The organism is Amycolatopsis mongoliensis (assembly GCF_030285665.1).
Lineage (GTDB): Bacteria > Actinomycetota > Actinomycetes > Mycobacteriales > Pseudonocardiaceae > Amycolatopsis > Amycolatopsis mongoliensis.
Genome location: NZ_CP127295.1, coordinates 1,651,165 through 1,674,105, shown reverse-complemented (window position 1 = coordinate 1,674,105; position 22,941 = coordinate 1,651,165). Strand labels below are relative to the sequence as shown.

Annotated in this window: 33 protein-coding genes; 29 read left to right on the top strand and 4 right to left on the bottom strand. The window is 69.8% G+C overall.

Annotated elements, in window-relative coordinates; translation table 11 throughout:
• The first annotated feature begins 36 nt into the window (after window positions 1-36).
• From rplN to QRX60_RS07770, 26 genes are all read left to right on the top strand, one after another.
• On the top strand, window positions 37-405 hold the full coding sequence (gene rplN / locus QRX60_RS07895; RefSeq protein WP_004558867.1) for a 50S ribosomal protein L14: 369 nt from the start codon (window positions 37-39) through the stop codon (window positions 403-405).
• Window positions 405-719: a 50S ribosomal protein L24 gene (gene rplX / locus QRX60_RS07890; RefSeq protein ID WP_086675498.1), complete on the top strand. Its 315-nt coding sequence runs from the start codon at window positions 405-407 to the stop codon at window positions 717-719. Before rplN ends, rplX begins: the two co-directional genes overlap by 1 nt.
• A complete protein-coding gene (rplE, locus tag QRX60_RS07885; RefSeq protein WP_155548872.1) occupies window positions 719-1,282 on the top strand; it encodes a 50S ribosomal protein L5 in 564 nt (187 codons plus the stop codon). The genes rplX and rplE overlap by 1 nt, the downstream gene beginning before the upstream one ends.
• A gap of 4 nt (window positions 1,283-1,286) precedes the next feature.
• Window positions 1,287-1,472, top strand: coding sequence for a type Z 30S ribosomal protein S14 (locus tag QRX60_RS07880; RefSeq protein ID WP_004558870.1), 186 nt, complete (start codon window positions 1,287-1,289; stop codon window positions 1,470-1,472).
• A 190-nt stretch (window positions 1,473-1,662) separates the two neighbouring features.
• Window positions 1,663-2,061 carry a 30S ribosomal protein S8 gene (rpsH, locus tag QRX60_RS07875; protein ID WP_004558871.1) on the top strand — a complete coding sequence of 133 codons (399 nt, stop codon included), beginning with the start codon at window positions 1,663-1,665 and terminating at the stop codon, window positions 2,059-2,061.
• A gap of 16 nt (window positions 2,062-2,077) precedes the next feature.
• Window positions 2,078-2,617 (top strand): 50S ribosomal protein L6, encoded by a 540-nt coding sequence (rplF, locus tag QRX60_RS07870; RefSeq protein ID WP_286000129.1) that lies wholly within the window; start codon window positions 2,078-2,080, stop codon window positions 2,615-2,617.
• A gap of 2 nt (window positions 2,618-2,619) precedes the next feature.
• Window positions 2,620-3,018 carry a 50S ribosomal protein L18 gene (gene rplR / locus QRX60_RS07865; protein ID WP_167379724.1) on the top strand — a complete coding sequence of 133 codons (399 nt, stop codon included), beginning with the start codon at window positions 2,620-2,622 and terminating at the stop codon, window positions 3,016-3,018.
• Between the two features lie 34 nt (window positions 3,019-3,052).
• Window positions 3,053-3,700: a 30S ribosomal protein S5 gene (gene rpsE / locus QRX60_RS07860; RefSeq protein WP_155548876.1), complete on the top strand. Its 648-nt coding sequence runs from the start codon at window positions 3,053-3,055 to the stop codon at window positions 3,698-3,700.
• A gap of 1 nt (window position 3,701) precedes the next feature.
• Window positions 3,702-3,887, top strand: a complete 186-nt coding sequence (gene rpmD, locus QRX60_RS07855) for a 50S ribosomal protein L30 (protein ID WP_286000128.1) — start codon at window positions 3,702-3,704, stop codon at window positions 3,885-3,887.
• On the top strand, window positions 3,884-4,330 hold the full coding sequence (gene rplO, locus QRX60_RS07850) for a 50S ribosomal protein L15 (RefSeq protein WP_286000127.1): 447 nt from the start codon (window positions 3,884-3,886) through the stop codon (window positions 4,328-4,330). The genes rpmD and rplO overlap by 4 nt, the downstream gene beginning before the upstream one ends.
• Window positions 4,331-4,429: 99 nt before the next feature.
• Window positions 4,430-5,047: a hypothetical protein gene (locus QRX60_RS07845; protein ID WP_286000126.1), complete on the top strand. Its 618-nt coding sequence runs from the start codon at window positions 4,430-4,432 to the stop codon at window positions 5,045-5,047.
• A 57-nt stretch (window positions 5,048-5,104) separates the two neighbouring features.
• The gene (locus QRX60_RS07840; RefSeq protein WP_286000125.1) at window positions 5,105-6,211 is read left to right on the top strand and encodes a hypothetical protein; all 1,107 of its coding nucleotides are present in this window, start codon (window positions 5,105-5,107) and stop codon (window positions 6,209-6,211) included.
• Window positions 6,212-6,263: 52 nt separating this feature from the next.
• Window positions 6,264-6,887 carry a LysE family translocator gene (locus QRX60_RS07835; RefSeq protein WP_408630262.1) on the top strand — a complete coding sequence of 208 codons (624 nt, stop codon included), beginning with the start codon at window positions 6,264-6,266 and terminating at the stop codon, window positions 6,885-6,887.
• A gap of 256 nt (window positions 6,888-7,143) precedes the next feature.
• Window positions 7,144-8,451, top strand: a complete 1,308-nt coding sequence (secY, locus tag QRX60_RS07830) for a preprotein translocase subunit SecY (protein ID WP_286000123.1) — start codon at window positions 7,144-7,146, stop codon at window positions 8,449-8,451.
• Entirely contained in the window at window positions 8,448-9,002 is a 555-nt protein-coding gene (locus QRX60_RS07825) for an adenylate kinase (protein WP_286000122.1), read from the top strand. The genes secY and QRX60_RS07825 overlap by 4 nt, the downstream gene beginning before the upstream one ends.
• Before the next feature lie 44 nt (window positions 9,003-9,046).
• The gene (gene map / locus QRX60_RS07820; RefSeq protein ID WP_286003529.1) at window positions 9,047-9,823 is read left to right on the top strand and encodes a type I methionyl aminopeptidase; all 777 of its coding nucleotides are present in this window, start codon (window positions 9,047-9,049) and stop codon (window positions 9,821-9,823) included.
• Between the two features lie 280 nt (window positions 9,824-10,103).
• Entirely contained in the window at window positions 10,104-10,325 is a 222-nt protein-coding gene (gene infA / locus QRX60_RS07815) for a translation initiation factor IF-1 (protein ID WP_004558881.1), read from the top strand.
• Between the two features lie 37 nt (window positions 10,326-10,362).
• Entirely contained in the window at window positions 10,363-10,476 is a 114-nt protein-coding gene (gene rpmJ / locus QRX60_RS07810) for a 50S ribosomal protein L36 (RefSeq protein ID WP_004558882.1), read from the top strand.
• 206 nt (window positions 10,477-10,682) lie between these two features.
• Complete coding sequence (gene rpsM / locus QRX60_RS07805) at window positions 10,683-11,063, top strand: 30S ribosomal protein S13 (RefSeq protein ID WP_034285908.1); 381 nt, start codon at window positions 10,683-10,685, stop codon at window positions 11,061-11,063.
• Complete coding sequence (locus QRX60_RS07800) at window positions 11,060-11,245, top strand: hypothetical protein (RefSeq protein WP_086681363.1); 186 nt, start codon at window positions 11,060-11,062, stop codon at window positions 11,243-11,245. The genes rpsM and QRX60_RS07800 overlap by 4 nt, the downstream gene beginning before the upstream one ends.
• A gap of 18 nt (window positions 11,246-11,263) precedes the next feature.
• Entirely contained in the window at window positions 11,264-11,671 is a 408-nt protein-coding gene (rpsK, locus tag QRX60_RS07795; RefSeq protein WP_004558885.1) for a 30S ribosomal protein S11, read from the top strand.
• Between the two features lie 23 nt (window positions 11,672-11,694).
• Window positions 11,695-12,300 (top strand): 30S ribosomal protein S4, encoded by a 606-nt coding sequence (gene rpsD / locus QRX60_RS07790; RefSeq protein ID WP_286000121.1) that lies wholly within the window; start codon window positions 11,695-11,697, stop codon window positions 12,298-12,300.
• Between the two features lie 103 nt (window positions 12,301-12,403).
• Window positions 12,404-13,474, top strand: a complete 1,071-nt coding sequence (locus QRX60_RS07785; RefSeq protein ID WP_004558887.1) for a DNA-directed RNA polymerase subunit alpha — start codon at window positions 12,404-12,406, stop codon at window positions 13,472-13,474.
• Window positions 13,475-13,515: 41 nt separating this feature from the next.
• Complete coding sequence (rplQ, locus tag QRX60_RS07780; protein WP_286000120.1) at window positions 13,516-14,190, top strand: 50S ribosomal protein L17, sunset domain variant; 675 nt, start codon at window positions 13,516-13,518, stop codon at window positions 14,188-14,190.
• A gap of 65 nt (window positions 14,191-14,255) precedes the next feature.
• Window positions 14,256-15,086 carry a tRNA pseudouridine(38-40) synthase TruA gene (gene truA / locus QRX60_RS07775; protein ID WP_286003528.1) on the top strand — a complete coding sequence of 277 codons (831 nt, stop codon included), beginning with the start codon at window positions 14,256-14,258 and terminating at the stop codon, window positions 15,084-15,086.
• 70 nt (window positions 15,087-15,156) lie between these two features.
• Window positions 15,157-15,504: a DUF6355 family natural product biosynthesis protein gene (locus tag QRX60_RS07770; protein ID WP_286000119.1), complete on the top strand. Its 348-nt coding sequence runs from the start codon at window positions 15,157-15,159 to the stop codon at window positions 15,502-15,504.
• A gap of 54 nt (window positions 15,505-15,558) precedes the next feature.
• On the opposite strand, the gene QRX60_RS07765 is transcribed toward QRX60_RS07770, so the two are convergent.
• Genes QRX60_RS07765 through QRX60_RS07755 form a run of 3 tightly spaced genes read right to left on the bottom strand, consistent with a single transcriptional unit; the run spans window position 15,559 to window position 17,872 of the window.
• Window positions 15,559-16,278 (bottom strand): hypothetical protein, encoded by a 720-nt coding sequence (locus QRX60_RS07765; protein WP_284745407.1) that lies wholly within the window; start codon window positions 16,276-16,278, stop codon window positions 15,559-15,561.
• On the bottom strand, window positions 16,275-17,510 hold the full coding sequence (gene eccE, locus QRX60_RS07760) for a type VII secretion protein EccE (protein ID WP_286000118.1): 1,236 nt from the start codon (window positions 17,508-17,510) through the stop codon (window positions 16,275-16,277). Before eccE ends, QRX60_RS07765 begins: the two co-directional genes overlap by 4 nt.
• Window positions 17,474-17,872 (bottom strand): hypothetical protein, encoded by a 399-nt coding sequence (locus QRX60_RS07755; RefSeq protein ID WP_286000117.1) that lies wholly within the window; start codon window positions 17,870-17,872, stop codon window positions 17,474-17,476. Before QRX60_RS07755 ends, eccE begins: the two co-directional genes overlap by 37 nt.
• 311 nt (window positions 17,873-18,183) lie before the next feature.
• On the opposite strand from QRX60_RS07755, the gene eccB reads away from it, so the two are divergent.
• The 3 genes from eccB to QRX60_RS07740 all read left to right on the top strand — a co-directional run bounded on the left by eccB (window position 18,184) and on the right by QRX60_RS07740 (window position 21,263).
• Window positions 18,184-19,761, top strand: coding sequence for a type VII secretion protein EccB (gene eccB / locus QRX60_RS07750; RefSeq protein WP_408630218.1), 1,578 nt, complete (start codon window positions 18,184-18,186; stop codon window positions 19,759-19,761).
• Window positions 19,762-19,827: 66 nt separating this feature from the next.
• The gene (locus QRX60_RS07745; protein ID WP_286000115.1) at window positions 19,828-20,145 is read left to right on the top strand and encodes a hypothetical protein; all 318 of its coding nucleotides are present in this window, start codon (window positions 19,828-19,830) and stop codon (window positions 20,143-20,145) included.
• A complete protein-coding gene (locus tag QRX60_RS07740; protein ID WP_286003527.1) occupies window positions 20,145-21,263 on the top strand; it encodes a WXG100 family type VII secretion target in 1,119 nt (372 codons plus the stop codon). Before QRX60_RS07745 ends, QRX60_RS07740 begins: the two co-directional genes overlap by 1 nt.
• A gap of 15 nt (window positions 21,264-21,278) precedes the next feature.
• Here the strand turns inward: QRX60_RS07740 and QRX60_RS07735 are convergent, their stop codons facing one another.
• A complete protein-coding gene (locus tag QRX60_RS07735) occupies window positions 21,279-22,925 on the bottom strand; it encodes a S8 family serine peptidase (RefSeq protein ID WP_286000114.1) in 1,647 nt (548 codons plus the stop codon).
• Window positions 22,926-22,941 lie beyond the last annotated feature (16 nt).

Sequence of the window (22,941 nt, the reverse complement as noted above, 5' to 3'; positions counted from 1 at the left end):
AGCGGGCGAGAACCGGCGCGACATACAGGAGTTGACGTGATCCAGCAGGAGTCGCGGCTTCGGGTAGCCGACAACACGGGTGCGAAGGAAATCCTCTGCATCCGCGTTCTCGGTGGTTCCGGGCGGCGCTACGCCGGCATCGGCGACATCATCGTCGCCACCGTGAAGGACGCCATCCCGGCTGCCGGGGTGAAGAAGGGCGATGTCGTCAAGGCCGTCATCGTCCGCACGGTCAAGGAGCGTCGTCGTCCGGACGGTTCCTACATCCGGTTCGACGAGAACGCCGCCGTGCTCATCAAGAACGACAACGAGCCCCGGGGCACCCGCATCTTCGGCCCGGTGGGCCGCGAGCTGCGCGACCGAAAGTTCATGAAGATCATTTCGCTCGCGCCGGAGGTGCTGTGATGAAGGTGAAGAAGGGCGACACGGTCGTCGTCATCGCCGGCAAGGACAAGGGCGCCAAGGGCAAGGTCATCCAGGCTTACCCGGAGCGCGACCGCGTGCTGGTCGAAGGCGTGAACCGGATCAAGAAGCACACGCGGATCACCCAGACCCAGCGCGGTGCGCAGTCCGGTGGCATCGTCACGCAGGAGGCCCCGATCCACGTCTCCAACGTGATGGTCGTCGACTCGGACGGCAAGCCGTCCCGGGTGGGTTACCGCATCGGCGAGGACGGCAAGAAGGTCCGGATCTCGCGCCGGAACGGTAAGGACATCTGATGACCACCGCAGAGAAGGTCGCGCCGCGCCTCAAGGTGCGCTACCGCGAAGAGATCAAGGGCCAGCTGCAGGCGGAGTTCTCCTTCGCCAACGTCCACCAGATCCCGGGCGTGGTGAAGGTCGTCGTGAACATGGGCGTCGGTGACGCCGCCCGTGACAGCAAGCTGATCGAGGGTGCGGTCAAGGACCTCTCCCTGATCACCGGCCAGAAGCCCGAGGTCCGGAAGGCCCGCAAGTCCATCGCGCAGTTCAAGCTGCGCGAGGGTCAGCCGATCGGTGCGCGCGTCACGCTGCGTGGCGACCGGATGTGGGAGTTCCTCGACCGGCTGCTGACCATCGCGCTGCCGCGTATCCGCGACTTCCGCGGGCTTTCGCCCAAGCAGTTCGACGGCCACGGCAACTACACCTTCGGTCTCAACGAGCAGTCGATGTTCCACGAGATCGACCCTGACTCCATCGACCGCCCGCGCGGCATGGACGTCACCGTCGTCACGACCGCCACGAACGACGACGAGGGCCGGGCGCTGCTGCGCAAGCTCGGCTTCCCGTTCAAGGAGAACTGAGCCGATGGCCAAGAAAGCACTGGTCCACAAGGCCGCGAAGAAGCCGAAGTTCGCCGTGCGTGCCTACACCCGCTGCCAGCGGTGCGGCCGCCCGCACGCCGTGTTCCGCAAGTTCGGGCTCTGCCGGATCTGCCTTCGCGAGATGGCACACGCGGGCGAGCTGCCCGGCGTCCGCAAGTCCAGCTGGTAAGAGCGTCCCTTTGCCAATTCGGCCGCGAAAGAAGGCGGTACGTTTCCGGAAGCCTCCGGGCTCACCGGCACCTTCCGCCGTGACTGCCGGTCGGATTGGCAAACATTAGATGCAGCAAACTCCACTTCGCCACAGGCCCCGCCCGCTCCGGCGGGCGGGGAACCAGGGCGAGAAAGGTTGACAGGTCACCATGACGATGACCGACCCCATCGCAGACTTCTTGACGCGTCTGCGTAACGCGAACTCGGCGTACCACGACGAGGTCAAGCTCCCGCACTCGAAGCTCAAGGCGAACATCGCCGAGATCCTCAAGCGCGAGGGCTACATCGCGGGCTACCACGACGAGCCGGGCGAGAAGCACAAGAACCTCGTCGTCGAGCTCAAGTACGGCCCCAACCGCGAGCGGAGCATCGCCGGCCTCCGGCGCGTCTCCAAGCCCGGTCTGCGGGTCTACGCAAAATCGACCGAACTGCCGTCCGTTCTCGGCGGCCTGGGCATCGCGATCATCTCGACGTCCGGTGGCCTCCAGACCGACCGGCAGGCCAAGCGCAACAGCGTGGGCGGCGAAGTCCTCGCCTACGTCTGGTAAGGAAGGGGGCACAGACATGTCACGCATCGGAAAGCTGCCGGTCGCCGTCCCCTCCGGGGTCGAGGTGACCATCGACGGTCAGCACATCAGCGTCAAGGGCCCCAAGGGGACCCTCGAACACACCATCGCCGAGCCGATCACGGTCGAGCGCGACGACGACGGCACTCTGCTGGTCAAGCGCCCGGACGACGAGCGCACCAGCAAGGCCCTGCACGGCCTCACCCGTACCCTGGTGAACAACCTGGTCGTGGGTGTGACCTCGGGCTACGAGAAGAAGCTCGAGATCCACGGTGTCGGTTACCGCGTGCAGGCCAAGGGCTCGGACCTCGAGTTCGCCCTGGGCTACAGCCACCCGGTGAAGATCGAGGCTCCGGAGGGCATCACCTTCAAGGTGGAGAGCCCCACCCGGTTCTCGGTCTCCGGCATCGACAAGCAGAAGGTCGGCCAGATCTCGGCGGTCATCCGCCGGCTGCGGCGCCCGGACCCGTACAAGGGCAAGGGCCTGCGGTACGAGGGTGAGAAGATCCGCCGCAAGGTCGGAAAGACGGGTAAGTGATCATGAGCGACACGACTACGAAGCGCAAGCCGGTGGGCAAGGACATCTCGACCCGCCGCCGCGTCGCGAAGGCCCGTCGGCACTTCCGCCTCCGCAAGAAGGTCTCGGGCACGGACCAGCGTCCGCGCTTGGTCGTCAAGCGGTCCTCGCGGCACATCGCCGTGCAGGTCATCGACGACCTCGCCGGCCACACGCTGGCGTCGGCGTCCACCCTCGAGGCGGATGTCCGGGCGCTCGACGGCGACAAGAAGGCCAAGGCCGCCAAGGTCGGGGAACTCGTCGCCGCTCGCGCGAAGAACGCCGGGATCTCGGCTGTGGTGTTCGACCGTGGGGGCAACGCCTACCACGGCCGCATCGCCGCGCTCGCCGACGCCGCCCGTGAGGCGGGGTTGGAGTTCTGACGATGCAGAAGCTTGTTAACGGAAGGAATGCCTGATGCCGGGACGTACACGGCAATTCGGCGGCGGACAGGGCGGACCCGGCGGGCAGGGCGGCAACGACCGCAATGACCGTCGCGGTGGCGGCCGGGACCGGCGCGACAGCGGCCGTGGCGGGGCCGGCCAGGACAAGACCCCGCACCTCGAGAAGGTCGTGACGATCAACCGCGTCGCCAAGGTCGTCAAGGGCGGTCGTCGCTTCAGCTTCACCGCCCTCGTCGTCGTCGGTGACGGTGACGGTCAGGTCGGCGTCGGCTACGGCAAGGCCAAGGAAGTTCCCGCGGCGATCGCCAAGGGCGTCGAGGAAGCGAAGAAGAACTTCTTCCGCGTTCCCCGCGTCGGCGGCACCATCCCCCACCCGATCCAGGGTGAGGAGGCCGCCGGTGTCGTGCTGCTCCGTCCGGCGTCCGCCGGTACCGGCGTCATCGCCGGTGGCCCGGTGCGCGCGGTGCTGGAGTGCGCGGGTGTCCACGACGTGCTGTCGAAGTCGCTCGGCTCCGACAACGCGATCAACATCGTGCACGCGACCGTGGCGGCCCTGAAGGGCCTGCAGCGTCCCGAAGAGGTCGCGGCCCGCCGCGGTCTCCCGCTCGAGGACGTCGCGCCGGCCCGGATGCTGCGCCAGCGCGCGGGCCAGGGGGTCTGACATGGCTGAGCTCAAGGTCACCCAGGTCAAGAGCAAGATCGGCACGAAGCACGCTCACCGCGAGTCGCTGCGCACCCTCGGGCTGCGCAAGATCCGCCAGAGCGTCGTGCGTGAAGACACCCCCCAGGTGCGCGGCCTGATCCACACCGTCCGCCACCTGGTGGAGGTCGAGGAGGTCCAGGCATGACGGCCATCAAGATCCACCACCTCCGCCCGGCTCCGGGCGCGAAGCGCGAGAAGATGCGCGTCGGTCGTGGTGAGGGTTCGAAGGGCAAGACGGCCGGTCGCGGTACGAAGGGCACCAAGGCCCGGAAGAACGTGCCCGCCGGGTTCGAGGGTGGGCAGATGCCCATCCACATGCGGCTCCCGAAGCTTCGCGGCTTCAAGAACCGCTTCCGCACCGAGTACCAGCCGGTGAACGTGGGCGACATCGCCCGCGTCTTCCCGGACGGTGGCAAGGTCGGCGCCGAGGAGCTCGCCGCCGCGGGCCTCGTCCGCAAGGGCAAGCTCGTCAAGGTGCTCGGCAACGGTGACGTCAACGGCGTCAAGCTCGACGTGACCGCCGACGGCTTCTCCGGCTCCGCCAAGGAGAAGCTCGAAGCGGCCGGTGGCTCCGCCACCACCAACTGAGCCGGTTCCGTCCGAAGGCCCGTCTGGTTCGCCAGGCGGGCCTTCGGCGTTCCCGGGGTTCGCTTGTGGTCGCCTCGGCCCGGCGGAAGGATCGGCGAGGTGGACCCGACTCCTGAACCGCCGGCTCGCCGTGGTGGTGCCTTCCTGACGCCCGCGCTCGTCGCGCTCGCTCTCGCGCTGACGGTCGCCGGCACCTTCCTGCCGTTCTTCCGCACCGACCAGCTGGTGGGCTGGGAGACGGCCGGGGTCGCGCGTTCGGTCGTGGGCGCCTGGCGGGTCGACTTCACGTTCCCCGGCCAGCCGGAGACCAGCTCGCCGTCCGCGCCGCTCGGGCTCCCGCTGGTGCTGGCGAGCGCGATCCTCCTGGCCGCGCTGGTCCTCGGCGTGCGCCAGGCCGCGACCCGCCACCCGGGCGCGGCCGCGAGCCGGACGGCGTTCGGGGGAGCGGCCTTCCTCGCCGGCGCGGTCTGCACGATCGGGATGCAGGGCGCCCGCCGCCTGCTGGACGACGGCCCCGCCCTGACGAAAACGACGATCCTGGCCGGCATGTGGCTGCTCATGGCCGCGGTCCTGGTCGCCGTCGCGGCGGCGGTGCTGAGCCTCCGCCGGCCGGCCGCGGGCCGCCCGGAGTGGGCGGATCCCGCCGTCGCGTTCGCGGACACCACGACGCCGCCGTCGGGCGTCGCGATCACGGTGCTGCCACCGGACGACGACTGACCGGACAGATTCCCCGCCTTCCTTGCCGCGGCGCGGATCCGGACGGAGGATCACAGGGTGGACAGACCGTCGCAGGAGCCGCCCGAGCGGCCGGGCCCGCCGTCCGAGGCCGCGGAGTCGCCGCTGAGCTTCCCGGTCGAGGCCCCGAAGCCGGCGGGCGTGGAGCCGGGCGCGGGGGAGCCGCTCAGCTTCCCGGCGGAGGCCGGGGCGACGGCCGCTGACCCGCTCGCTTTCCCCACATCGGCCTCGCCGAGTGCGGAACAGCTGGTCTTCCCGGCGGCGGCCGCCGGGGCGCCTGCTGGGCCGCTGGCTTTCCCGTCTCCGGCGCCGAGTGCAGATCCGCTGGCTTTCCCGACAGCCGCCGACCCACTGGATTTCCCGGTGGCCGCCTCGGCCCCGGCCGACCCGCTCGCATTTCCCACACCGGCCTCGTTCCCGGCTCAGGCCACGCAAGCCACCCACCCGGCCGAGCAGCTGCCGTTCCCGGTCGCCGAACTGCCCGGCGCCGTCACCCCTCCGCCGCCGGCCGGGCCTGCACCGATCCCGGCCACCGAGGCGTCCGCCCCGGCCCCCACCGGGTTCCTGCGGTTCCTCCCGCCCGTCGTCACCGCCGTCGCCGCTCTCATGACCGCCGGAGGCTGCTTCCTCCCGCTCTTCCGGGTCCAGCAGGCCGTCAACGTCCGGCAGCGGTTCTTGGAAGCCCAGCTCACCTTCACCCAGACCGCCTGGGGCAGCCGCATCGAGGTCCCCGGGCAGGAAGCCTCCGAGCAGGCGTCCTCACCGGTCGGGATCCCGGTGATCCTCGCCGTCATCGTGCTGGTCGCCGCCGCTTTCACGGCCCTCTCGCGGCCGGATCGCGGCCTCGGCCGGTGGCTGATCGCCGCCGGCGCGCTCTTCACCGCGGGCGTGGTCACCACCGTCGGCATGAGCGGACTCGGGTGGTCCGTCCTGGCGGACGGGTTGGACGTCGAAGTCGTCGTCGCGGCCGGCATGTGGCTGCTGATCGGGGGTACGGTCCTGGCCGCCGTCGCGGCCGTGCTGGCCTACCTGCCCGCCTGGCGGCGGACCGGCGACTGGGCCGACCCGGCTCTCGCCTACGCCGACACCCCCACTCCGCCCACCGGCGTCGCCATCACGGTGCTGCCCCCGGAAGAACCCGGATAACCCGCTCGCCGGCGCCGCTACGGTGGGGGTGGAGGTGGTCGTCGTGTCGTGGCTGCTGGTCTTCTTCGGGGCGTCCGTGCTCATCGCGCTTACGCCAGGGGCGAACAACCTGCTCGGGCTCCACCACGGGATGACGCACGGTGTTCGCCGCGGCCTCGCCGGGCTGGGCGGCAGGCTGACCGCGTTCACCCTGTTGATCACCGCCGTGGCGGCCGGGCTCGGGCAGCTGCTGGCCGCGTCCGAGACCGCCCTCACGATCATCAAGTGGGCCGGCGCCGCCTACCTGCTCTACCTCGGCGTGCGGATCCTGTGGTCCACCATCCGGCGCAAGGACGACGAACCCGGCACCCCCGCGGCGAAGGCCGAACCGGCGACGGCGTGGCGCGTCGCGCGCAAGGAGTTCGGCGTCGCGATCACCAACCCGAAGGCGATCCTCATCTTCACCGCGTTCGTCCCGCAGTTCATCGACGCAGGTCACGGGCCCTTTCCGGCCCAGATCGCGCTGCTGGGCGCCGTCTACCTGCTGGCCGAGTTCCTGGCCGGCTCGGTGTACGTCGGCGTCGGGGCCGCGGTGAAGTCGTTCGAGCTGACGCGGCGGGCCCGGCGCAACGTCGACCGCGGCACCGGCGTCGTCCTCGTCGGCCTGGCCGGGGTGCTCGCGACTTCGACCTCTTGATCGACAATCTGTCAAGGAATACGGGCATCCCGGCGATGTGGATCAACCCGCCGGAGCAACCTTGGTACGGAAAACGCACACGGACTGCGGACACGCCCTGTGAAGCTGTTAGAGTCGGCGACACGCTTCGGGACGAGTGTGCCCCGAAGCGTTCCTGGCTTGCGTGCCAGTAGTGCTGTGTGTTCCCGCCGGCCACCGTGCCGGCCAAGCCGATCGTCGGTTGAGGACGGCCGACGACGCCGAGGAGGTCCCCCGCGTGTTCAGCGCCTTCCGCTCGGCTCTCGCGACGCCGGATCTACGCAAGAAGATCCTGTTCACGCTAGCCATCGTCGCGGTCTACCGAATCGGTGCGACCATTCCGGCACCCGGGATCTCCTACGGGGCGGTCCAGGCCTGTAGCTCCCAGGCGCAGCAGGAAGGCGTCTACCAGCTGCTGAACCTGTTCAGCGGTGGTGCGCTGCTGCAGCTGTCGCTCTTCTCGACCGGCATCATGCCGTACATCACGGCGAGCATCATCATCCAGCTGCTGACCGTGGTCATCCCGCGGTTCGAGGAGCTGAAGAAGGAAGGCCAGTCCGGCCAGGGCAAGCTGACCCAGTACACCCGGTACCTGACGGTCGCGCTGGCGATCCTGCAGGCCACCGGCGTGGTCGCGCTCGCGGACCGCAAGCAGCTCTTCCCCGACTGCGACTCGCCGATCATCCCGGACAACAGCGTCTACTCGCTGGCCATCATCGTCATCACCATGACCGCGGGCACCGCCGTCATGATGTGGCTGGGTGAGCTGATCACCGAGCGCGGCGTCGGCAACGGAATGTCCGTCCTGATCTTCCTGAACATCGCCGCGCGCATCCCGGTCGAGGGCGGCAACATCCTCAGCAACGGTGGTGGCATCGCGCTGACGATGATCTGCATCTTCGGCCTGGTGATCATCGCCAGCGTCATCTTCGTCGAGCAGGGGCAGCGCCGGATCCCGGTGCAGTACGCCAAGCGCATGATCGGCCGCCGGATGTACGGCGGCACGTCGACCTACCTGCCGATCAAGGTGAACCAGGCCGGCGTCATCCCGGTCATCTTCGCGTCTTCCCTGCTGTACCTGCCGGATCTGATCAGCCGCCTCGTCGGCGACCAGAACAGCAACTCCGGCTGGCAGGTCTTCATCAAGAACTACATCGTGAACCAGTCCAGCTGGGTGCACATCGCGCTGTACTTCGGCCTGATCATCTTCTTCACCTACTTCTACATCACGATCACGTTCAACGTGGACGAGCGTGCGGAAGAGATGAAGAAGTTCGGCGGGTTCATCCCGGGCATCCGCCCGGGGCGCCCGACCGCGGAGTACCTGAGCTTCGTGCTCGGCCGGATCACCCTTCCGGGTTCGCTGTACCTGGGCATCATCGCGATCCTTCCGAACTTCTTCCTGTCGGTGACCGGTAGCGGGAACAACCAGAACTTCCCGTTCGGTGGCACGGCTGTGCTGATCATGGTCGGTGTCGGGCTCGACACCGTGAAGCAGATCGAAAGCCAGCTGATGCAGCGCAACTACGAAGGGTTCTTGAAGTGACGCGGCTGGTTCTCGTGGGTCCGCCCGGCGCGGGCAAAGGTACGCAGGCGGTGGCCCTGTCGGAGCAGCTGCGCATCCCGCACATCTCCACGGGTGAGCTGTTCCGCGCGCACGTCGGCCAGGAGACTCCGCTGGGCCAGGAGGCCAAGCGCTACCTGGACTCGGGCGAGCTCGTGCCCGACTCGGTGACGAACGAAATGGTCCGCGAGCGGCTGGCGGAGCCGGACGCGAAGGTGGGCTTCCTGCTCGACGGCTTTCCCCGCAACACCAAGCAGGCCGAGGTCCTCGGCGAGATCCTCGGCGACGCCGACGTCTCGCTCGACGCCGTGATCCAGCTGCAGGTGCCGGAGGACGTCGTCGTCGGGCGCCTCATGTCCCGCGGCCGCGCGGACGACACCGAAGAGGTCATCCGCCGCCGTCAGCAGATCTACGTGTCGGACACCGCGCCGCTGCTGGAGTACTACGCCGACATCCTGGTGACCGTCGACGGCGTCGGCAGCGTCGAGGAGATCTCCGGCCGGGTGCTGAAAGCGCTGCGCGACCGCACGTGAACCTCGGAGGATTGCGTGTTCTGCAAGTGCTCGGCCGTGGGCGCATGATCGAGGTCAAGACCCCGGACGAGCTGCAGGCGATGCGGGCTGCGGGGCTCGTCGTCGCCCGCACGCTCGCGGCGGTCCGCACCGCCGCGAAACCGGGCGTCAGCACGGCCGAGCTCGACGAGCTGGCCGAGCAGACGATCCGGGACGCCGGCGCGGTGCCGTCCTTCAAGGGCTACCACGGCTTCCCGGCGTCGATCTGCGCGTCGGTGAACGAGCAGATCGTCCACGGCATCCCGGCGAAGACCCAGGTGCTGGCCGACGGCGACATCATCTCCGTCGACTGCGGCGCGATCCTCGACGGCTGGCACGGCGACTCCGCCGTCACACTGGCGATCGGCGCCGTCTCCGACGCCGACCTGGCACTGTCCGCGGCGACCGAAGCGGCGATGTGGGCCGGCATCGAGGCGGTCCGCGCCGGCGGCCGGTTGACCGACATCTCCTACGCCGTCCAGTCGGCCGCCGAACGCGCGGGCCGCGACGACGGCGTCGAGTACGGCATGATCGTCGAGTACGGCGGCCACGGCATCGGGCGCCAGATGCACATGGACCCGTTCCTGCCGAACATCGGCAAGCCGGGCAAGGGCCCGCGGCTGAAGGCCGGCATGGCCCTGGCGATCGAGCCGATGCTGACCGGCGGCGGGGGCGAGACCCGCGAGCTGGACGACGGCTGGACCGTGGTCACGGCCGACGGCTCCCGCGCGGCCCACTGGGAGCACACGGTGGCGATCACCGAAGAAGGCCCCTGGGTGCTCACCGCTCCCGAGGACGCCTGACCTGCGCATTCACCCGTCCGTGGTGATCGAGGTCACGTGCACCTGCGCGTTCTCCTAGCATGGTTACCCCCAGTTTGGGGGTCGCGACACGGGTTGCGTACACTGTCAAGTCGGCGCACTTATCGCGCCCGGATCCTGCGCGCTCGTGAATTCACGGTCTTGGGACTCGGGCACGAGTGTGCCGACGCACCACCCAACCAGCACTAGTGCTCGCAGTTGATCACAGGTGTGGCGACAGACAGTGCCGACAAGGCTGTATGCGACAGGAAATGCGGAGGACATGGCGAAGAAAGACGGGGCCATCGAGGTCGAAGGCCGCGTAGTCGAGCCGCTCCCCAACGCGATGTTCCGCGTCGAGTTGGAGAACGGCCACAAGGTCCTGGCACACATCAGCGGCAAGATGCGGCAGCACTACATCCGCATCCTGCCGGAGGACAGGGTTGTCGTGGAGCTCTCGCCCTACGACCTCTCTCGTGGTCGCATCGTCTACCGCTACAAGTGATCACGAAGAGCAGCTCAGAAGCAGGAGAGCAGAAGACGTGAAGGTCCAGCCGAGCGTCAAGAAGATCTGCGACAAGTGCAAGGTGATCCGCCGTCACGGCCGGATCATGGTGATCTGCGAGAACCTGCGGCACAAGCAGCGGCAGGGCTGATCACTCGCACTCGAACCAGAGTGGATTGACGGCTACACACCCTCCCCGCACCTGCCGGGCCACGCGAGTGGCCCGGTTCACCCCCGGACTTCAGGCCGGGGCCGGGACACCCGAAGCGCAAGCCGAGGGCACGACAGGCGAGTCGGTCCCGGAACCGGACGGGGAGCAGACCTGAAGAGGAAACCTATGAAGGAGCATCAACGCCAATGGCACGACTCGCTGGCGTAGACCTCCCCCGCGAAAAGCGGTTGGAGATCGCGCTTACGTACATCTACGGCATCGGCCGTACCCGCTCGAAGCAGCTCATCAAGGCTGCCGAGCTCAACGCGGACACCCGCGTCAAAGACCTCAGCGATGACGACCTCGCGAAACTGCGTGTCTACATCGAAGAGAACTTCAAGGTCGAGGGTGACCTTCGCCGCGAGGTGAACGCCGACATCCGTCGGAAGATCGAGATCGGGTGCTACGAGGGCCTTCGGTGGCGTCGCGGACTTCCCGTCCGCGGTCAGCGCACGAAGACCAACGCCCGTACCCGCAAGGGTCCGAAGAAGACGGTCGCCGGCAAGAAGAAGGCTGGCAAGAAGTGAGCGTCCAGGGCAAGAAGGTCGTGCAGATGGGCGGCGTCCAGCGCCGCGGCACGGCTTGCGTTTCGCCCAAGGCGCTCTACGCCCGCCCGATGGCGCTCCGCAACCTGTACACCGACGCCGGTTCGATCATCCGGCGCGGACAGGCCGAAGCGGTCGCCGCTCACCAAGAGAACGCGCGCTAACAGGAGAACCCTCAGAACATGCCACCGAAGTCTCGTACTGCGGCGGGGGCCAAGAAGGTCCGCCGCAAGGAAAAGAAGAATGTCGCGCACGGTCACGCGCACATCAAGAGCACCTTCAACAACACCATCGTCTCGATCACGGACCCGACCGGTGCCGTGATCGCGTGGGCGTCGAGTGGTCACGTGGGCTTCAAGGGCTCGCGCAAGTCCACCCCGTTCGCCGCGCAGATGGCCGCCGAGAACGCTGCCCGCAAGGCCGCCGAGCACGGCATGAAGAAGGTCGACGTCTTCGTGAAGGGCCCGGGTTCGGGCCGCGAGACGGCGATCCGCTCGCTGCAGGCGGCCGGCCTCGAGGTCGGCACCATCCAGGACGTGACCCCGCAGCCTCACAACGGCTGCCGCCCGCCCAAGCGGCGCCGGGTCTGAGGAACGGGGAGGAGTAAGAAGAAATGGCTCGTTACACCGGCCCCGCGACGCGTATTTCGCGTCGCCTCAAGGTTGACCTCATCGGCGGCGACCAGGCTTTCGAGCGTCGCCCCTACCCGCCGGGCCAGCACGGCCGCGGGCGCATCAAGGAGTCCGAGTACCTCCTGCAGTCGCAGGAGAAGCAGAAGGCTCGCTACACCTACGGCGTTCTCGAGCGTCAGTTCGTCCGGTACTACAAGGAAGCCGTCCGGCGTCCGGGCAAGACCGGTGAGAACCTGCTCCAGATCCTCGAGTCCCGCCTGGACAACGTGATCTACCGCGCCGGCATCGCCCGCACCCGCCGTCAGGCGCGTCAGCTGGTGAGCCACGGCCACTTCCTGGTCAACGGCGTCAAGGTCAACGTCCCGTCGTTCCAGGTCTCGAAGTGGGACATCATCGACGTGCGGCCGAAGTCGTTCTCGATGCTGCCCTTCGTCGTGGCCAAGGAGTCCTACGGCGACCGCCCGATCCCGGCGTGGCTGCAGGTCGTCCAGTCCAACCTCCGCGTGCTGGTCCACCAGCTGCCGGAGCGTGCGCAGATCGACGTTCCGGTTCAGGAACAGCTGATCGTCGAGCTCTACTCGAAGTAGTCCGGCACCGTCGGACAAGGCGGCGGCGCGACAGGTGCGCCGCCGCCGCGCCATCCCTTCGACGTCATATGGCGGGCGTCGTCTGGAAAGGAATTAGGAAGAAATGCTGATTTCCCAGCGGCCGGCTCTCGGCGAAGAGACGGTCAACGAGACCCGCTCCCGGTTCACCATCGAACCGCTGGAGCCCGGCTTCGGCTACACGCTCGGCAACTCGCTGCGTCGTACGCTGCTGTCGTCCATCCCGGGCGCGGCCGTGACGAGCATCCGCATCGACGGCGTGCTGCACGAGTTCACCACCGTTCCCGGGGTGAAGGAAGACGTCACCGACATCATCCTGAACCTCAAGGAGCTCGTGGTGTCCTCGGAAGAGGACGAGCCGGTCACCATGTACCTGCGCAAGCAGGGCCCCGGTGAGGTCACGGCGGCCGACATCGTGCCGCCGGCGGGTGTCACCGTGCACAACCCGGACCTGCACATCGCGTCGCTGAACGGCAAGGGCAAGCTCGAGATCGAGCTCGTCGTCGAGCGCGGCCGCGGTTACGTTCCGGCCCTGCAGAACAAGCAGGCGGGCGCGGAGATCGGCCGGATCCCGGTCGACTCGATCTACTCGCCGGTGCTCAAGGTGACGTACAAGGTCGAGGCCACCCGTGTCGAGCAGCGCACCGACTTCGACAAGCTGATCCTGGACGTCGAGACCAAGCCGTCGATCACGCCGCGCGACGCGGTCGCGTCGGCCGGCAAGACGCTGGTGGAGCTGTTCGGTCTCGCCCGCGAGCTGAACGTCGACGCCGAGGGCATCGAGATCGGCCCGTCGCCGCAGGAGGCGGACACCATCGCCGCCTACGCGATGCCGATCGAGGACCTGGACCTCACCGTCCGGTCGTACAACTGCCTCAAGCGCGAGGGCATCCACACGGTGGGCGAGCTGGTCTCGCGCAGCGAGGCGGATCTGCTCGACATCCGCAACTTCGGCGCCAAGTCGATCGACGAGGTCAAGCTCAAGCTCGTCGGCCTCGGCCTCGCGCTGAAGGACAGCCCGCCCGGGTTCGACCCGACCGCGGCTGCCGCCAGCTACGACGGTGAAGGCTGGTCGGAGGGTGTCGGTGGCATCGCCGACGGGATTTCGGACGGCCACGACGATGGCCAGGACTACGCAGAGACCGAGCAGCTCTGAGGCCGTGTGCCTGGACGCTGTGAGCTGAACTAGGAGAACCAATGCCCACCCCTACCAAGGGAGCCCGGCTCGGCGGGTCGTCCGCGCACGAGCGGCTGATCCTGGCCAACTTGGCCACGCAGCTGTTCGAGCACGGCAAGATCACGACGACCGAGGCGAAGGCGAAGCGGGTCCGCCCGCTGGCCGAGAAGCTGATCACCAAGGCGAAGCGGGGCGACCTGCACAACCGCCGTCAGGTGCAGCGCGTCGTCCGTGACAAGGACGTCGTCCACAAGCTGTTCGCCGAGATCGGTCCGCACTTCGCGGAGCGCGACGGTGGCTACACCCGCATCACCAAGACGATGCCGCGCAAGGGCGACAACGCCAAGATGGCGGTCATCGAACTGGTGCCCGAGAAGACCGTGACGAGCGAGGCCGAGCGCGCGCGCAAGACCAAGTTCGCCAAGGACGAGAAGAAGGCCGCCGCCGTCGAGGCGCCCGCCACCGAGGAAGCCGCTTCGGAGGCTCCCTACGGCGAGGGCAGCCACGCCGCGCTCGAGGACGGGACGCAGCCCGAGGGCTTCCCGATCAAGGGCAACGACGAGTCGAAGTACTACCACACCGAGGAAAGCCCGTACTACGAGCAGACCAAGGCCGAGGTGTGGTTCGCCTCCGCCGAGGCTGCCGAAGCCGCTGGCTTCTCGCTGCCGCCGTCGCAGCAGGACGACGAGTCCTGACGACGGAAGCCGTACCGGACGAGCCCGCCACCCCCGCTGGGGAGGGCGGGCTCGTTCGTCTGCGCCTGGACGTCTCCTACGACGGCACGGACTTCTCGGGCTGGGCCCGTCAGCCGTCGCGCCGCACGGTGCAGGGTGTCCTGGAAGAGGCGTTGCACCGGCAGCCGCCGGGGGCGTCGGTGCCCAAGTCCGTGGTGGTCGCGGGCCGCACGGACGCCGGGGTGCACGCGACGGGCCAGGTGGTGCACGTCGACGTCGTGCCGCTGTCAGCTCCTTCCGGGCGGATCCCGGTCTCTCCGGAGGGCATTCCCGACCTGACCCGCATGGCGGGCCGGTGGAACCGCCTCCTGCCCGGCGACGTCCGGGTGCTGGGCGCCCGGCTCGCCCCTGAGGGGTTCGACGCGCGGTTCTCGGCGGTGCGCCGCCACTACCGCTACCGGGTGTCCGATGCCCCGTGGGGCGTGGACCCGTTGCGCCGCCACGACACGCTGGCCTGGAACCGTCCACTGTCGACGGATGCGATGAACGAGGCGGCGTCGTCCCTGCTGGGGCTGCACGACTTCGCGGCGTACTGCAAGCAGCGCGACACGGGCACGACGATCCGCGAGCTGCAGCGCCTGGAGTGGCGGCGGGTGGACGAGCACCTGCTGGAGGTGGCGGTGTCGGCCGACGCGTTCTGCCATTCGATGGTCCGCAGCCTGGTCGGGGCCATGCTCCTGGTGGGCGACGGCCGGCGCGGGCGTGCCTGGCCGGCGGAAGTGCTGGCCAGTGGCGTTCGTGACAGCGCGGTGGCCCCCGCGCACGGCCTCACCCTGACCGCGGTGGACTACCCGCCGGACGCCGAGCTGGCGGCCCGGGCGGAGCAGACGAGGAACGTCCGTCAGCGGATCGAGTGAAACCGGGTGCGCCGGCAGCGTGCGTAGGAAACCCTTGAATGATCTTGCTCATCGATCACGGGAGGGGATCATGTCGACGAATCTGCGCCGGGCCGTCCTGGGGGTCGCTGTCACCTTGGGGGTCGCGCTGGCCGCCCCCGCGACCGTTTCGGCGGCCCCGGTCGATTTCCCGTGCGGGTACAGCTCGCAGGGCATGGACGCGCACTATCGGCACTGCGCCAATACGTTCGCGCTGATCCACGTGGACTGGGACAACGGCAGCCACTACACCGACTGTTACGGCCCCTGGGATGAGCAAACGCTCTGGCACGATGGCCCACATCGCCAGGTCAACGCCTACTTCGTGAACACGCCGCCGCGGTTGCTGAAGAACGCCTCCGGCAACTGGATCTGCAGCGCGTCCCAGCCGGACGCGTAGAAAAGCGGGTGGCTCCAGAAGGGAACCACCCGCTTTCGCTCGTCCGGAAGCGACTCAGTCGCCGCGGCGCACCGGGCCCAGGAGCTGCTGCTCCTTGCCCGTCGTCACCAGCCGCAGCGGCCGCCACAGGTTGCGGCCCAGGGCCACCACCTGGTCGTCCTTCAACATCGTGAGCTGGCGCATCATCTGCGGCGGCAGGTTCCAGATGCGGCCCGCCAGCTCGGCCTGCCCGGCCGGGAGGCGCTGCATCAGCACCAGGTCCGCCGCGTTCGCCGTCACGCCCGCCTGGGGGTGCAGGTAGGGCAGCACGTACACCGTCGTCTGCCAGGGCGACCGCGGCGGGAACAGGTCCTGCGGGGTCGGGCCGCCGTCGGTCACGACCAGCAGCGGCGCGTCTTCGGACGGCCGCGGCAGCTCGACCGGCGACAACCGCCTGATCTGCACCAGCGGCGACGGGCGGCCGTCGCGGCTGCCGGCCGCCCGGGACAGCACCTGCCACTCGGTCGGGCGCCCGGTCGCGACCACGACCCACGCACCGACCGCCATCGCGCGCATCGCCACCTGGCGGGCGAGGTACAGCCCGCCCACCAGCACGATGCGCGTCGGCGTCGAACGCAGCGCCGAGATCGTCAGCGGCTCACCCTTGAGGCCCGAACCGAGCACGATGCCGCCCCGGTCGCCGGAGGGGCTGACCGCGTCGAGCATCGCGGGGTCCACGGTGAACTCCGGCGCCACCCCGGTGTTCTGCCCGGCATCACGGACGCGGGAACTCATGCTGTGCCTCCGATCGGCAGCGTCGCGGCGAACGCGGAGACCTGCAGCCCGCGCAGCGGCGTCAGGTGCACGTCCAGCCGCTCGGACAGGCCCTGCAGCCGCTGGTCGGCGGCGTCGAGCTCACGCGGGTTGCGCGCGCTCAGCCGGACCACGCCGCGCAGGCCGATCTTGCCCTCGTCGGACGCGGGGGAAATCGACATCGCGAGCGTCGCCGACAGCGCGCGGACGCTCGTCAGCGCGTTCAGGCTGCCGGCGATCTTGCCCTTCGGCCAGCCGGTGATCGCGTAGCTCGCGTGGCCGATGCCGGCCGCGGTCACGCCGGACCACCGCTCCTGCAGCGTCACCTTGCTCGGCGAGCCGGCGACGGACGTGAGCTCCGCGGCCGAAATGCTGGCGCGCAGCAGCTCGTCCGGGTCGAGCGGCCGCGTCGGCACGCCCTGCGATTCCAGCGCGTTGCGCACCCGCGAAAGCGCTCCGATCAGCGCGCGGTGGGCGCCGACGACGCCGCCGCCGCGCTCCCGGATCGCCGCCGGGCACCGCTTCGGGTCCAGCCGGATCGCCACCCACGTCGTCCGCCGCGCCGCCGCGGGCAGCGGGCCGAGCACCTCCATGTAGGAGCTCAGCGCCGGCGAGTCCGACGGCAGCGCCGCGCTGCCCGGGTAGCAGTGCCAGATCATCTGGATGGAGTCGAGGACCACACCGCGGTCTTCGAGGCACGGGGCGAGCGCCGACAGCGGCAGGCTCGGCGCGCCACCGGCCTGGGTGATCAGCGCCGGTGTCGGTTCGACGAGCAGCACCGCCGTCCAGGTGCCGTCGTTCCAGGCGAGCCCGACCTGCTGGCGTTCGTGGTCGACGCCGTGCGCGACCACGAGGTCCGGCACGGCGATGCGGAGCAGGTTCACCCGGGCGTCGTCCGGGCCGGTCACGGTGGTCTCTTCGGCGGCCAGCTCCTCGACCGTGCTCGGCGGCAGCGGCTCCGCGACGCGGTCGTGCGAACGGAAGGAGTAGCGCAGCGTCAGCCCGATCCACTGGGTGAACCAGCGACCGCGCCAGCGCAGCAGCGCGACGATGAGGGCGAAGCCGACGACGCCGATCGCGATGTACTTCATCGACATGTCGATGGCGAGCAGCACGAGCCCGATCGCGAGACCGACCTCGAGCACGACGAGGTTCGCCACGGGGAGCGGGCCGAGGTTCACACCCGAGGACCGGCGCCGCGCGGGGGGCGCCATCCGCACCGCGCCGGGCGGGGGAGTGGAGGGGCCGCTGTCGTCGGGTCCCTGGGGACCGCCGGGGCCACCGCCACCGGGGCCGCCGGGTCCACCGGGACCGCCGCCACCGGGGCCGCCGGGTCCACCGGGACCGCCGCCACCGGGGCCACCAGGCCCACCGGGTCCACCCGGTCCGCCACCGCCTGGGCCTCCAGGGCCGCCGGGGCGTCCACCGGGTCCACCGGGACCGGGGCCGGGGCCACCGGGACCGCGCGGGGGCATGCCGGGACCACTGGGTCCACCGGGTCCGCCAGGGCCACCACCGGGTCCGCCGGGAACGCCACCGGGTCCGCCCGGCACGGCTCCCGGCCCACCCGGTCCACCGGGTCTCCCCGGCCGCGGCGGCGGGCCCGGCGGGCGGCCGGGAGGCGGGGGCCCGGGCGGGCCAGGCGGACGTGGAGGAGTGGTGACGGACATCCGCGCTTTCTCTTCCCCTCGGTGCTTGCTGCGTACCCGGAAGCCGGGTCCCGGGGAGTCCGACCCTAGCCGGAGTTGGTAGAAACCCCACACCAGACGGTCCCCGTACGGCTATCCTGCGGAACCGTACCGCGACGGGGAGAGCTGTAGGTCGAGAATGCCATCAACACCCACGACTAAGTCTCAGGTCCAGGCGTATCAGTTCGTCCTGCGCCGGATGCAGTCGGCGCTGGTCCGGCGCGACGCCGTGATGCTGCACGACCCGATGCGCACCCACACGAGGGCCACGATCGTGGGGGTGGTGCTCGGCGCCCTCGGCATGATCGTGTTCGTCGTCTGGGGGCTGCTCAGCCCGGCTCCGTCGGTCCCCGAGGCCGGCAACATCGTGATCGGTGAGCAGTCCGGCACGGTCTACGTGGTGATGGGGAACCCGAAGACGCTCGTCCCGACGTTCAACCTCGCGTCGGCGCGGCTTCTCCTGCTGGCCCAGCAGAAGCAGACGAGCACGGGCAACAACCCCGGCGCCGCGCCGGCGGCCCCGGCCGCGGCGAGCACCACGAGTGTGAAGAATCCCACGGTCGTTTCCGACGACCAGCTGAAGGACATTCCGCGCGGAAAGCTGACCGGTATTCCGGACGGGCCGCAGCTGATCCCGACGGAATCCCAGCGGATTTCCCCCAATTGGGCGGTGTGCGACCAGGTTCTGCTGGACCCGACGCAGCCGAACCCGGACATCGGCAAGACCGAGACCTCCGTCTTCGGCGGCGTCGCCCCGAGCGGCCTCGGCACCGAGCTGGGGGAGAAGGAAGCGCTGCTGGCGGCGGCGGACAACGGCAAGACCTACCTGATCTACCGCCTGCCGAGCACGCAGAACCGCCCGAACGCCAACACCGTCCGCGCCGAGATCGACACCAGCGACTCGCACAACTCGGTCTCGACCGCCCTGCAGCTGCTGAACCAGAAACCGCGGAAGATCACGCAGGGCCTGCTGAACGCGATCCCCGAGGTGTCGCGCCTGACCCCGCCGCAGATCCCGGACGGCCCGGCCCCGGCCGACCTCGACGGGCTCGCGGCGGGCGACGTCTTCTCCACCCAGCCCACCGGTGAGCAGCCGCAGTACTGGGCCATCACCACGACCGGCATCCAGCAGGTGTCGCAGGCGGTCGCCGACGTCATGCGCGTCGCGAAGCACGGCAGCGCGAGCGAGCTGCGGACCCTCGGGCTCGACAAGCTGTCCGGCATCCGCGTGCTGCGGTCCGGCGACCCCGACTACATCCCGGTCGACTCGTTCCCGCGTTCGGTCCCGACGGTCCTCGACGCGACGAAGAACTCGGCGGTCGCCTGCCTCGGCTGGTCCGTCGTCGGTGACGGCGCGAACCGCGACGGCCACACCTCGGTCTACATCGACACCCAGCTGCCGGGCCAGAACAGCCACGGCGCGAAGTTCGCGACGACGAAGGTCACCACGCCGGGCCCGAACCGCGTGCCGATCAACGGGTTCTACCTCCAGCCCGGCTTCGGCGCGGTGGTCCAGTCCGCGACCGGCCAGGCCAGCTTCGGCAAGGGCGCGATCCAGCTGATCTCCGACCGCGGCATCCGCTACAGCGTCCCGGACGCCGCGACCGCGGACGCGATCGGCCTGACCAACCGGCAGCCCGCGCCCGAGTCGATCATCGGCCTGCTGCCGACCGGCGCTTCGCTGAACACCCAGGACGTGCTCAAGCAGTTCGACTCGGTGCCGATCGACCCGAACGCCGGCGCGTTCCCGAGCCAGACCCCGCAGGCGGGCGGCTGACCGGAACCATCGGGCGGCGGCGGACGTCACACGCCCGAAGGATCTTCTGGTGAGCGGAGAGGTGCCATGGCCGGCTTGAGGATGGACGGCGTGGTCGTCGCCGAGTACGCCCGGACGGCTGAGGAGGCCGCTGACGACCTGCACGCCGCGGCGGCCGTCGTGGGGGGCGAAGAGGTCTCCGGCGAGTCCTATGGCCCGCTGGGGGCGCAGATCGGGCTCGGTGAGTCGTACGGCCGCGCGGTCGGCGCGCTGCGACGCCAGCTGGCCGACGGTGCCGAAGCGCTGAAGTCGGCCGCGGAGGCGCTGCGGCAGGTCACGGTCCGCCACAGCGGGCAGGACGCCGAGGCGGCGGAGCTGATCAAGCGCGCGGGCAGGGTCGGATGATGTTCGCCGAACCGGAAGGCTCCACGGAGTCCATCCCGCACCCGCTGGCCAAGGCCGCCGCTCCGGTGTCCACCGCCCCCGCGGTGGCTTTCGGCCCGGACGCGGAAGGCGACGAGATCGCCGCCACGGCCGAGCCGTACCTGGCGTACCTCACCGACGTCGCACACCAGCTCGGGCTGATCGATCCCGTCGAGACGTACTTCCGCCCGCTGATCGGCCGCTGGGGAGACCTCGGCGCCGAAGCCGGGCGGCTGCGCCAGGCCGCCGCTGCCGCGGCCGAGGTGTCCGCGCGGCTCGACGACCGGCTCGGCCGTCTCGACGCCGGCTGGGCGGGCCGGGACGCCGACTCGTTCGTCGCGTACATGCGGGAGATCGGGGCCGCGGGCGGTGACCTCCAGGAGGCGTTCACCGTCCTCGCCGGTGCGCTCGACGAGCTGGTGACCACCCTCCGCCACGTCGTCGTCGACCTCGCCGAAGTGCTGGTCGACGCCGCGGACCTGATCTCCGAGACGATGACGCTGCCGAGCGGCGGCACCAAACGGGCGCGGGCACAGCTGCGGGAGACGCAGGAGTCCGCGAAGGCGCTCTACGAGACCGCGCGGGACGTCCTCGAGGCGTTCGACCGGCTTTGCGACGGCGTGGACGACCCCGACGCGACCGCCCGGAGCATCGAGATCGCGCACCGGTACCCGGAGGAGCGGTTCAAGCTGCACGACGACGTCTTGACCGGCGCCCCCGCCGACGGCGAATCGACGACGCCGTCGTCTTCGGACGGCCAGTCGACCACGCCGTCGTCGGCGAGCGGCGACCCGGCGGAGCCGAAGCACACCGGCGCGGGCACGCCGGACGCCGCCCGGCCCGCCGACGCGGCACCGCAGCCGGCACCGTCCCAGGACAGCTCGGCGAACCACAGCGCGTCGGGCGTCCCGATGATGCCGATGATGGGCTTCGGCGCCTTCGGCGGAGGCGGCCAGAACCGCCGCCCGTCGAAGAACCGGCCGATCGTGAAGTCGTCGGAACTGCTGGGAGAGCCGGGTTTGGTGGCGCCCCCGGTGATCGGCGAGGAGGAAAAGCCCCAGCCGCAGCAGAAGAAGCCGCCGGCGCCACCCGAGCGGTGACGCCGGCCGGCCGGGTCAGCGGCGGGAAGCGGTTTCCGCGGGCCGGTTGCGGCGGATCGTGCGCATCACGAACAGCGTGATCAGCAGCGCGACGAGACCACCACCGGTACCGGCCAGTGCGACGATCATCGGGGTCGAGCTGCGGTCGTTCGCCGGCGGGAGCTGAGCCAGCTGCGGGGGCGGGATCGGCGCCTGGTTCCCCACTTCCGACGGCAGGCTCTGCGTCAGCGCGGCGACCGGGTCGATGACGCCGTAGCCGACGAAGTTGTCGCGTCCGCCGGGAGCCGCCGGGTGCTGGGCGGTCTCCTTGATGCGGTTGATGATGCCCTTGGCGGTGAGGTTCGGGTACTTGGCCTTGACCAAGGCCGCGAGGCCCGCCACGTACGGTGCGGCGAAGCTCGTTCCCTGGATTTCGCTGGCCTTGTCGCCGCTTTCGAACGTGAGGTTCGCCAGGCTGTTGGAGCCTTCGGCCGGGTCGAGCGAGATGATCTTCGTTCCGGGCGCCGCGACGCCGACCCACGGGCCGTGGACGCTGAACGAGGCCACGCTGCCGAACTCGTCGATCGCCCCCACGGACAGCACGTCGTCGGCGAACCACGGCGGCGTCACGATCGTCTTCGGCTTCTTCGCGTCCGGCTGGTCGTTCTGCGGGCAGGTGTCGGTCGCGTTGCCCGCGGCGGCGACGACCACGATGCCCGCCTGCGCCGCGTAGTGCACGGCGGCCTGGACCTGTTGCTCGCCTTCGGTGATGTTGCCGGTGGCGGTGCGGCAGTTGTCGACCGACATGTTGATGACGTCGGCTTCCCTGCGGTCGGCGATGCCGCGGATGATCTCGGCCAGCGTCTTCAGCGTGCCCGCGGTGCCGGCTTTCTCCAGCTGACGTCCGCCGTTCGACTGCCCGGGCGACGTCTGGTCGCCGTCACCGGAGCCGGAGCCGGAGCCGGAGCCGGTGCCACCGCCGCCGCTCGGCGGGAGCGCAGACCCCGACCCGGTGGGCGGCGTGGTGCTCGACGAGGGGCTGCCCCCGGCGGTGTTGCTCGCCGGCGGCGTCGACGTCGAGGTGTCGGGCTCGTAGTTCTCGCTCAGCTGGCGGTAGGACACGATCGTCGCGTCCGGGGCGACGCCGACGAACCCCACTTCGGGGTTGTCCGGCTTGGCCGCGATGATCCCGGCGACCTCGGTGCCGTGGCCGTCGCAGTCTTCGAGCCCGTCCGGCTGGCCGTTCGTCGGCTTCGCGACGTACTCCCCGCCGGACTTGAGCCGGTCCTGGAACCACGGGTGCCGGGTCACGCCGGTGTCGATCACCGCCACCTTGACCCCGCCGCCGGCGCTGCCGCCGGTGGCCGCCCTGACGATCTCCTGCGCCTTCGAGATCTGCAGGTACTCCTGCCCCCACGGCCGGCTCTTCAGGATGATGTTCTGGCCGAGGGTGCTGCGCTGGACGCAGGCCTTGCTCGGCTTGTACTTCTTGTCCGGCTGGCGCGAATCCGGGAGCAACTTGCCCATGTCCACCGGGGGCGGTGTCGCGAAGTAGCCGTCCGCGGGTGCCTGCTGCGCCCAGACCGGCACCGCGACGGCCAGGGAGGACAGGATGCCGATCGTGCCGGTCAGCACCGCGGTCGTGGTCCGCCGGGTGGCGCCGAAACGCCGTCCTACTGCCATCCGAGATTCACCCGAT

What these genes read in the sequence shown, in the direction of transcription:
- QRX60_RS07740 (WP_286003527.1), top strand. Translation starts at nt 20,145, where the DNA reads ATGTTCGCCGAACCGGAAGGCTCCACGGAGTCCATCCCGCACCCGCTG.
- QRX60_RS07735 (WP_286000114.1), bottom strand. Translation starts at nt 22,925, where the DNA reads ATGGCAGTAGGACGGCGTTTCGGCGCCACCCGGCGGACCACGACCGCG.
- QRX60_RS07785 (WP_004558887.1), top strand. Translation starts at nt 12,404, where the DNA reads ATGCTGATTTCCCAGCGGCCGGCTCTCGGCGAAGAGACGGTCAACGAG.
- rpsM (WP_034285908.1), top strand. Translation starts at nt 10,683, where the DNA reads ATGGCACGACTCGCTGGCGTAGACCTCCCCCGCGAAAAGCGGTTGGAG.
- rplQ (WP_286000120.1), top strand. Translation starts at nt 13,516, where the DNA reads ATGCCCACCCCTACCAAGGGAGCCCGGCTCGGCGGGTCGTCCGCGCAC.
- rpsH (WP_004558871.1), top strand. Translation starts at nt 1,663, where the DNA reads ATGACGATGACCGACCCCATCGCAGACTTCTTGACGCGTCTGCGTAAC.
- eccB (WP_408630218.1), top strand. Translation starts at nt 18,184, where the DNA reads ATGCAGTCGGCGCTGGTCCGGCGCGACGCCGTGATGCTGCACGACCCG.
- rpsK (WP_004558885.1), top strand. Translation starts at nt 11,264, where the DNA reads ATGCCACCGAAGTCTCGTACTGCGGCGGGGGCCAAGAAGGTCCGCCGC.
- rplR (WP_167379724.1), top strand. Translation starts at nt 2,620, where the DNA reads ATGAGCGACACGACTACGAAGCGCAAGCCGGTGGGCAAGGACATCTCG.
- rplF (WP_286000129.1), top strand. Translation starts at nt 2,078, where the DNA reads ATGTCACGCATCGGAAAGCTGCCGGTCGCCGTCCCCTCCGGGGTCGAG.
- rplX (WP_086675498.1), top strand. Translation starts at nt 405, where the DNA reads ATGAAGGTGAAGAAGGGCGACACGGTCGTCGTCATCGCCGGCAAGGAC.
- rpsE (WP_155548876.1), top strand. Translation starts at nt 3,053, where the DNA reads ATGCCGGGACGTACACGGCAATTCGGCGGCGGACAGGGCGGACCCGGC.
- infA (WP_004558881.1), top strand. Translation starts at nt 10,104, where the DNA reads ATGGCGAAGAAAGACGGGGCCATCGAGGTCGAAGGCCGCGTAGTCGAG.
- QRX60_RS07880 (WP_004558870.1), top strand. Translation starts at nt 1,287, where the DNA reads ATGGCCAAGAAAGCACTGGTCCACAAGGCCGCGAAGAAGCCGAAGTTC.
- rpmD (WP_286000128.1), top strand. Translation starts at nt 3,702, where the DNA reads ATGGCTGAGCTCAAGGTCACCCAGGTCAAGAGCAAGATCGGCACGAAG.
- QRX60_RS07745 (WP_286000115.1), top strand. Translation starts at nt 19,828, where the DNA reads ATGGCCGGCTTGAGGATGGACGGCGTGGTCGTCGCCGAGTACGCCCGG.
- QRX60_RS07765 (WP_284745407.1), bottom strand. Translation starts at nt 16,278, where the DNA reads ATGAGTTCCCGCGTCCGTGATGCCGGGCAGAACACCGGGGTGGCGCCG.
- rplE (WP_155548872.1), top strand. Translation starts at nt 719, where the DNA reads ATGACCACCGCAGAGAAGGTCGCGCCGCGCCTCAAGGTGCGCTACCGC.
- rplO (WP_286000127.1), top strand. Translation starts at nt 3,884, where the DNA reads ATGACGGCCATCAAGATCCACCACCTCCGCCCGGCTCCGGGCGCGAAG.
- eccE (WP_286000118.1), bottom strand. Translation starts at nt 17,510, where the DNA reads ATGGCGCCCCCCGCGCGGCGCCGGTCCTCGGGTGTGAACCTCGGCCCG.
- map (WP_286003529.1), top strand. Translation starts at nt 9,047, where the DNA reads ATGATCGAGGTCAAGACCCCGGACGAGCTGCAGGCGATGCGGGCTGCG.
- rpsD (WP_286000121.1), top strand. Translation starts at nt 11,695, where the DNA reads ATGGCTCGTTACACCGGCCCCGCGACGCGTATTTCGCGTCGCCTCAAG.
- QRX60_RS07770 (WP_286000119.1), top strand. Translation starts at nt 15,157, where the DNA reads ATGTCGACGAATCTGCGCCGGGCCGTCCTGGGGGTCGCTGTCACCTTG.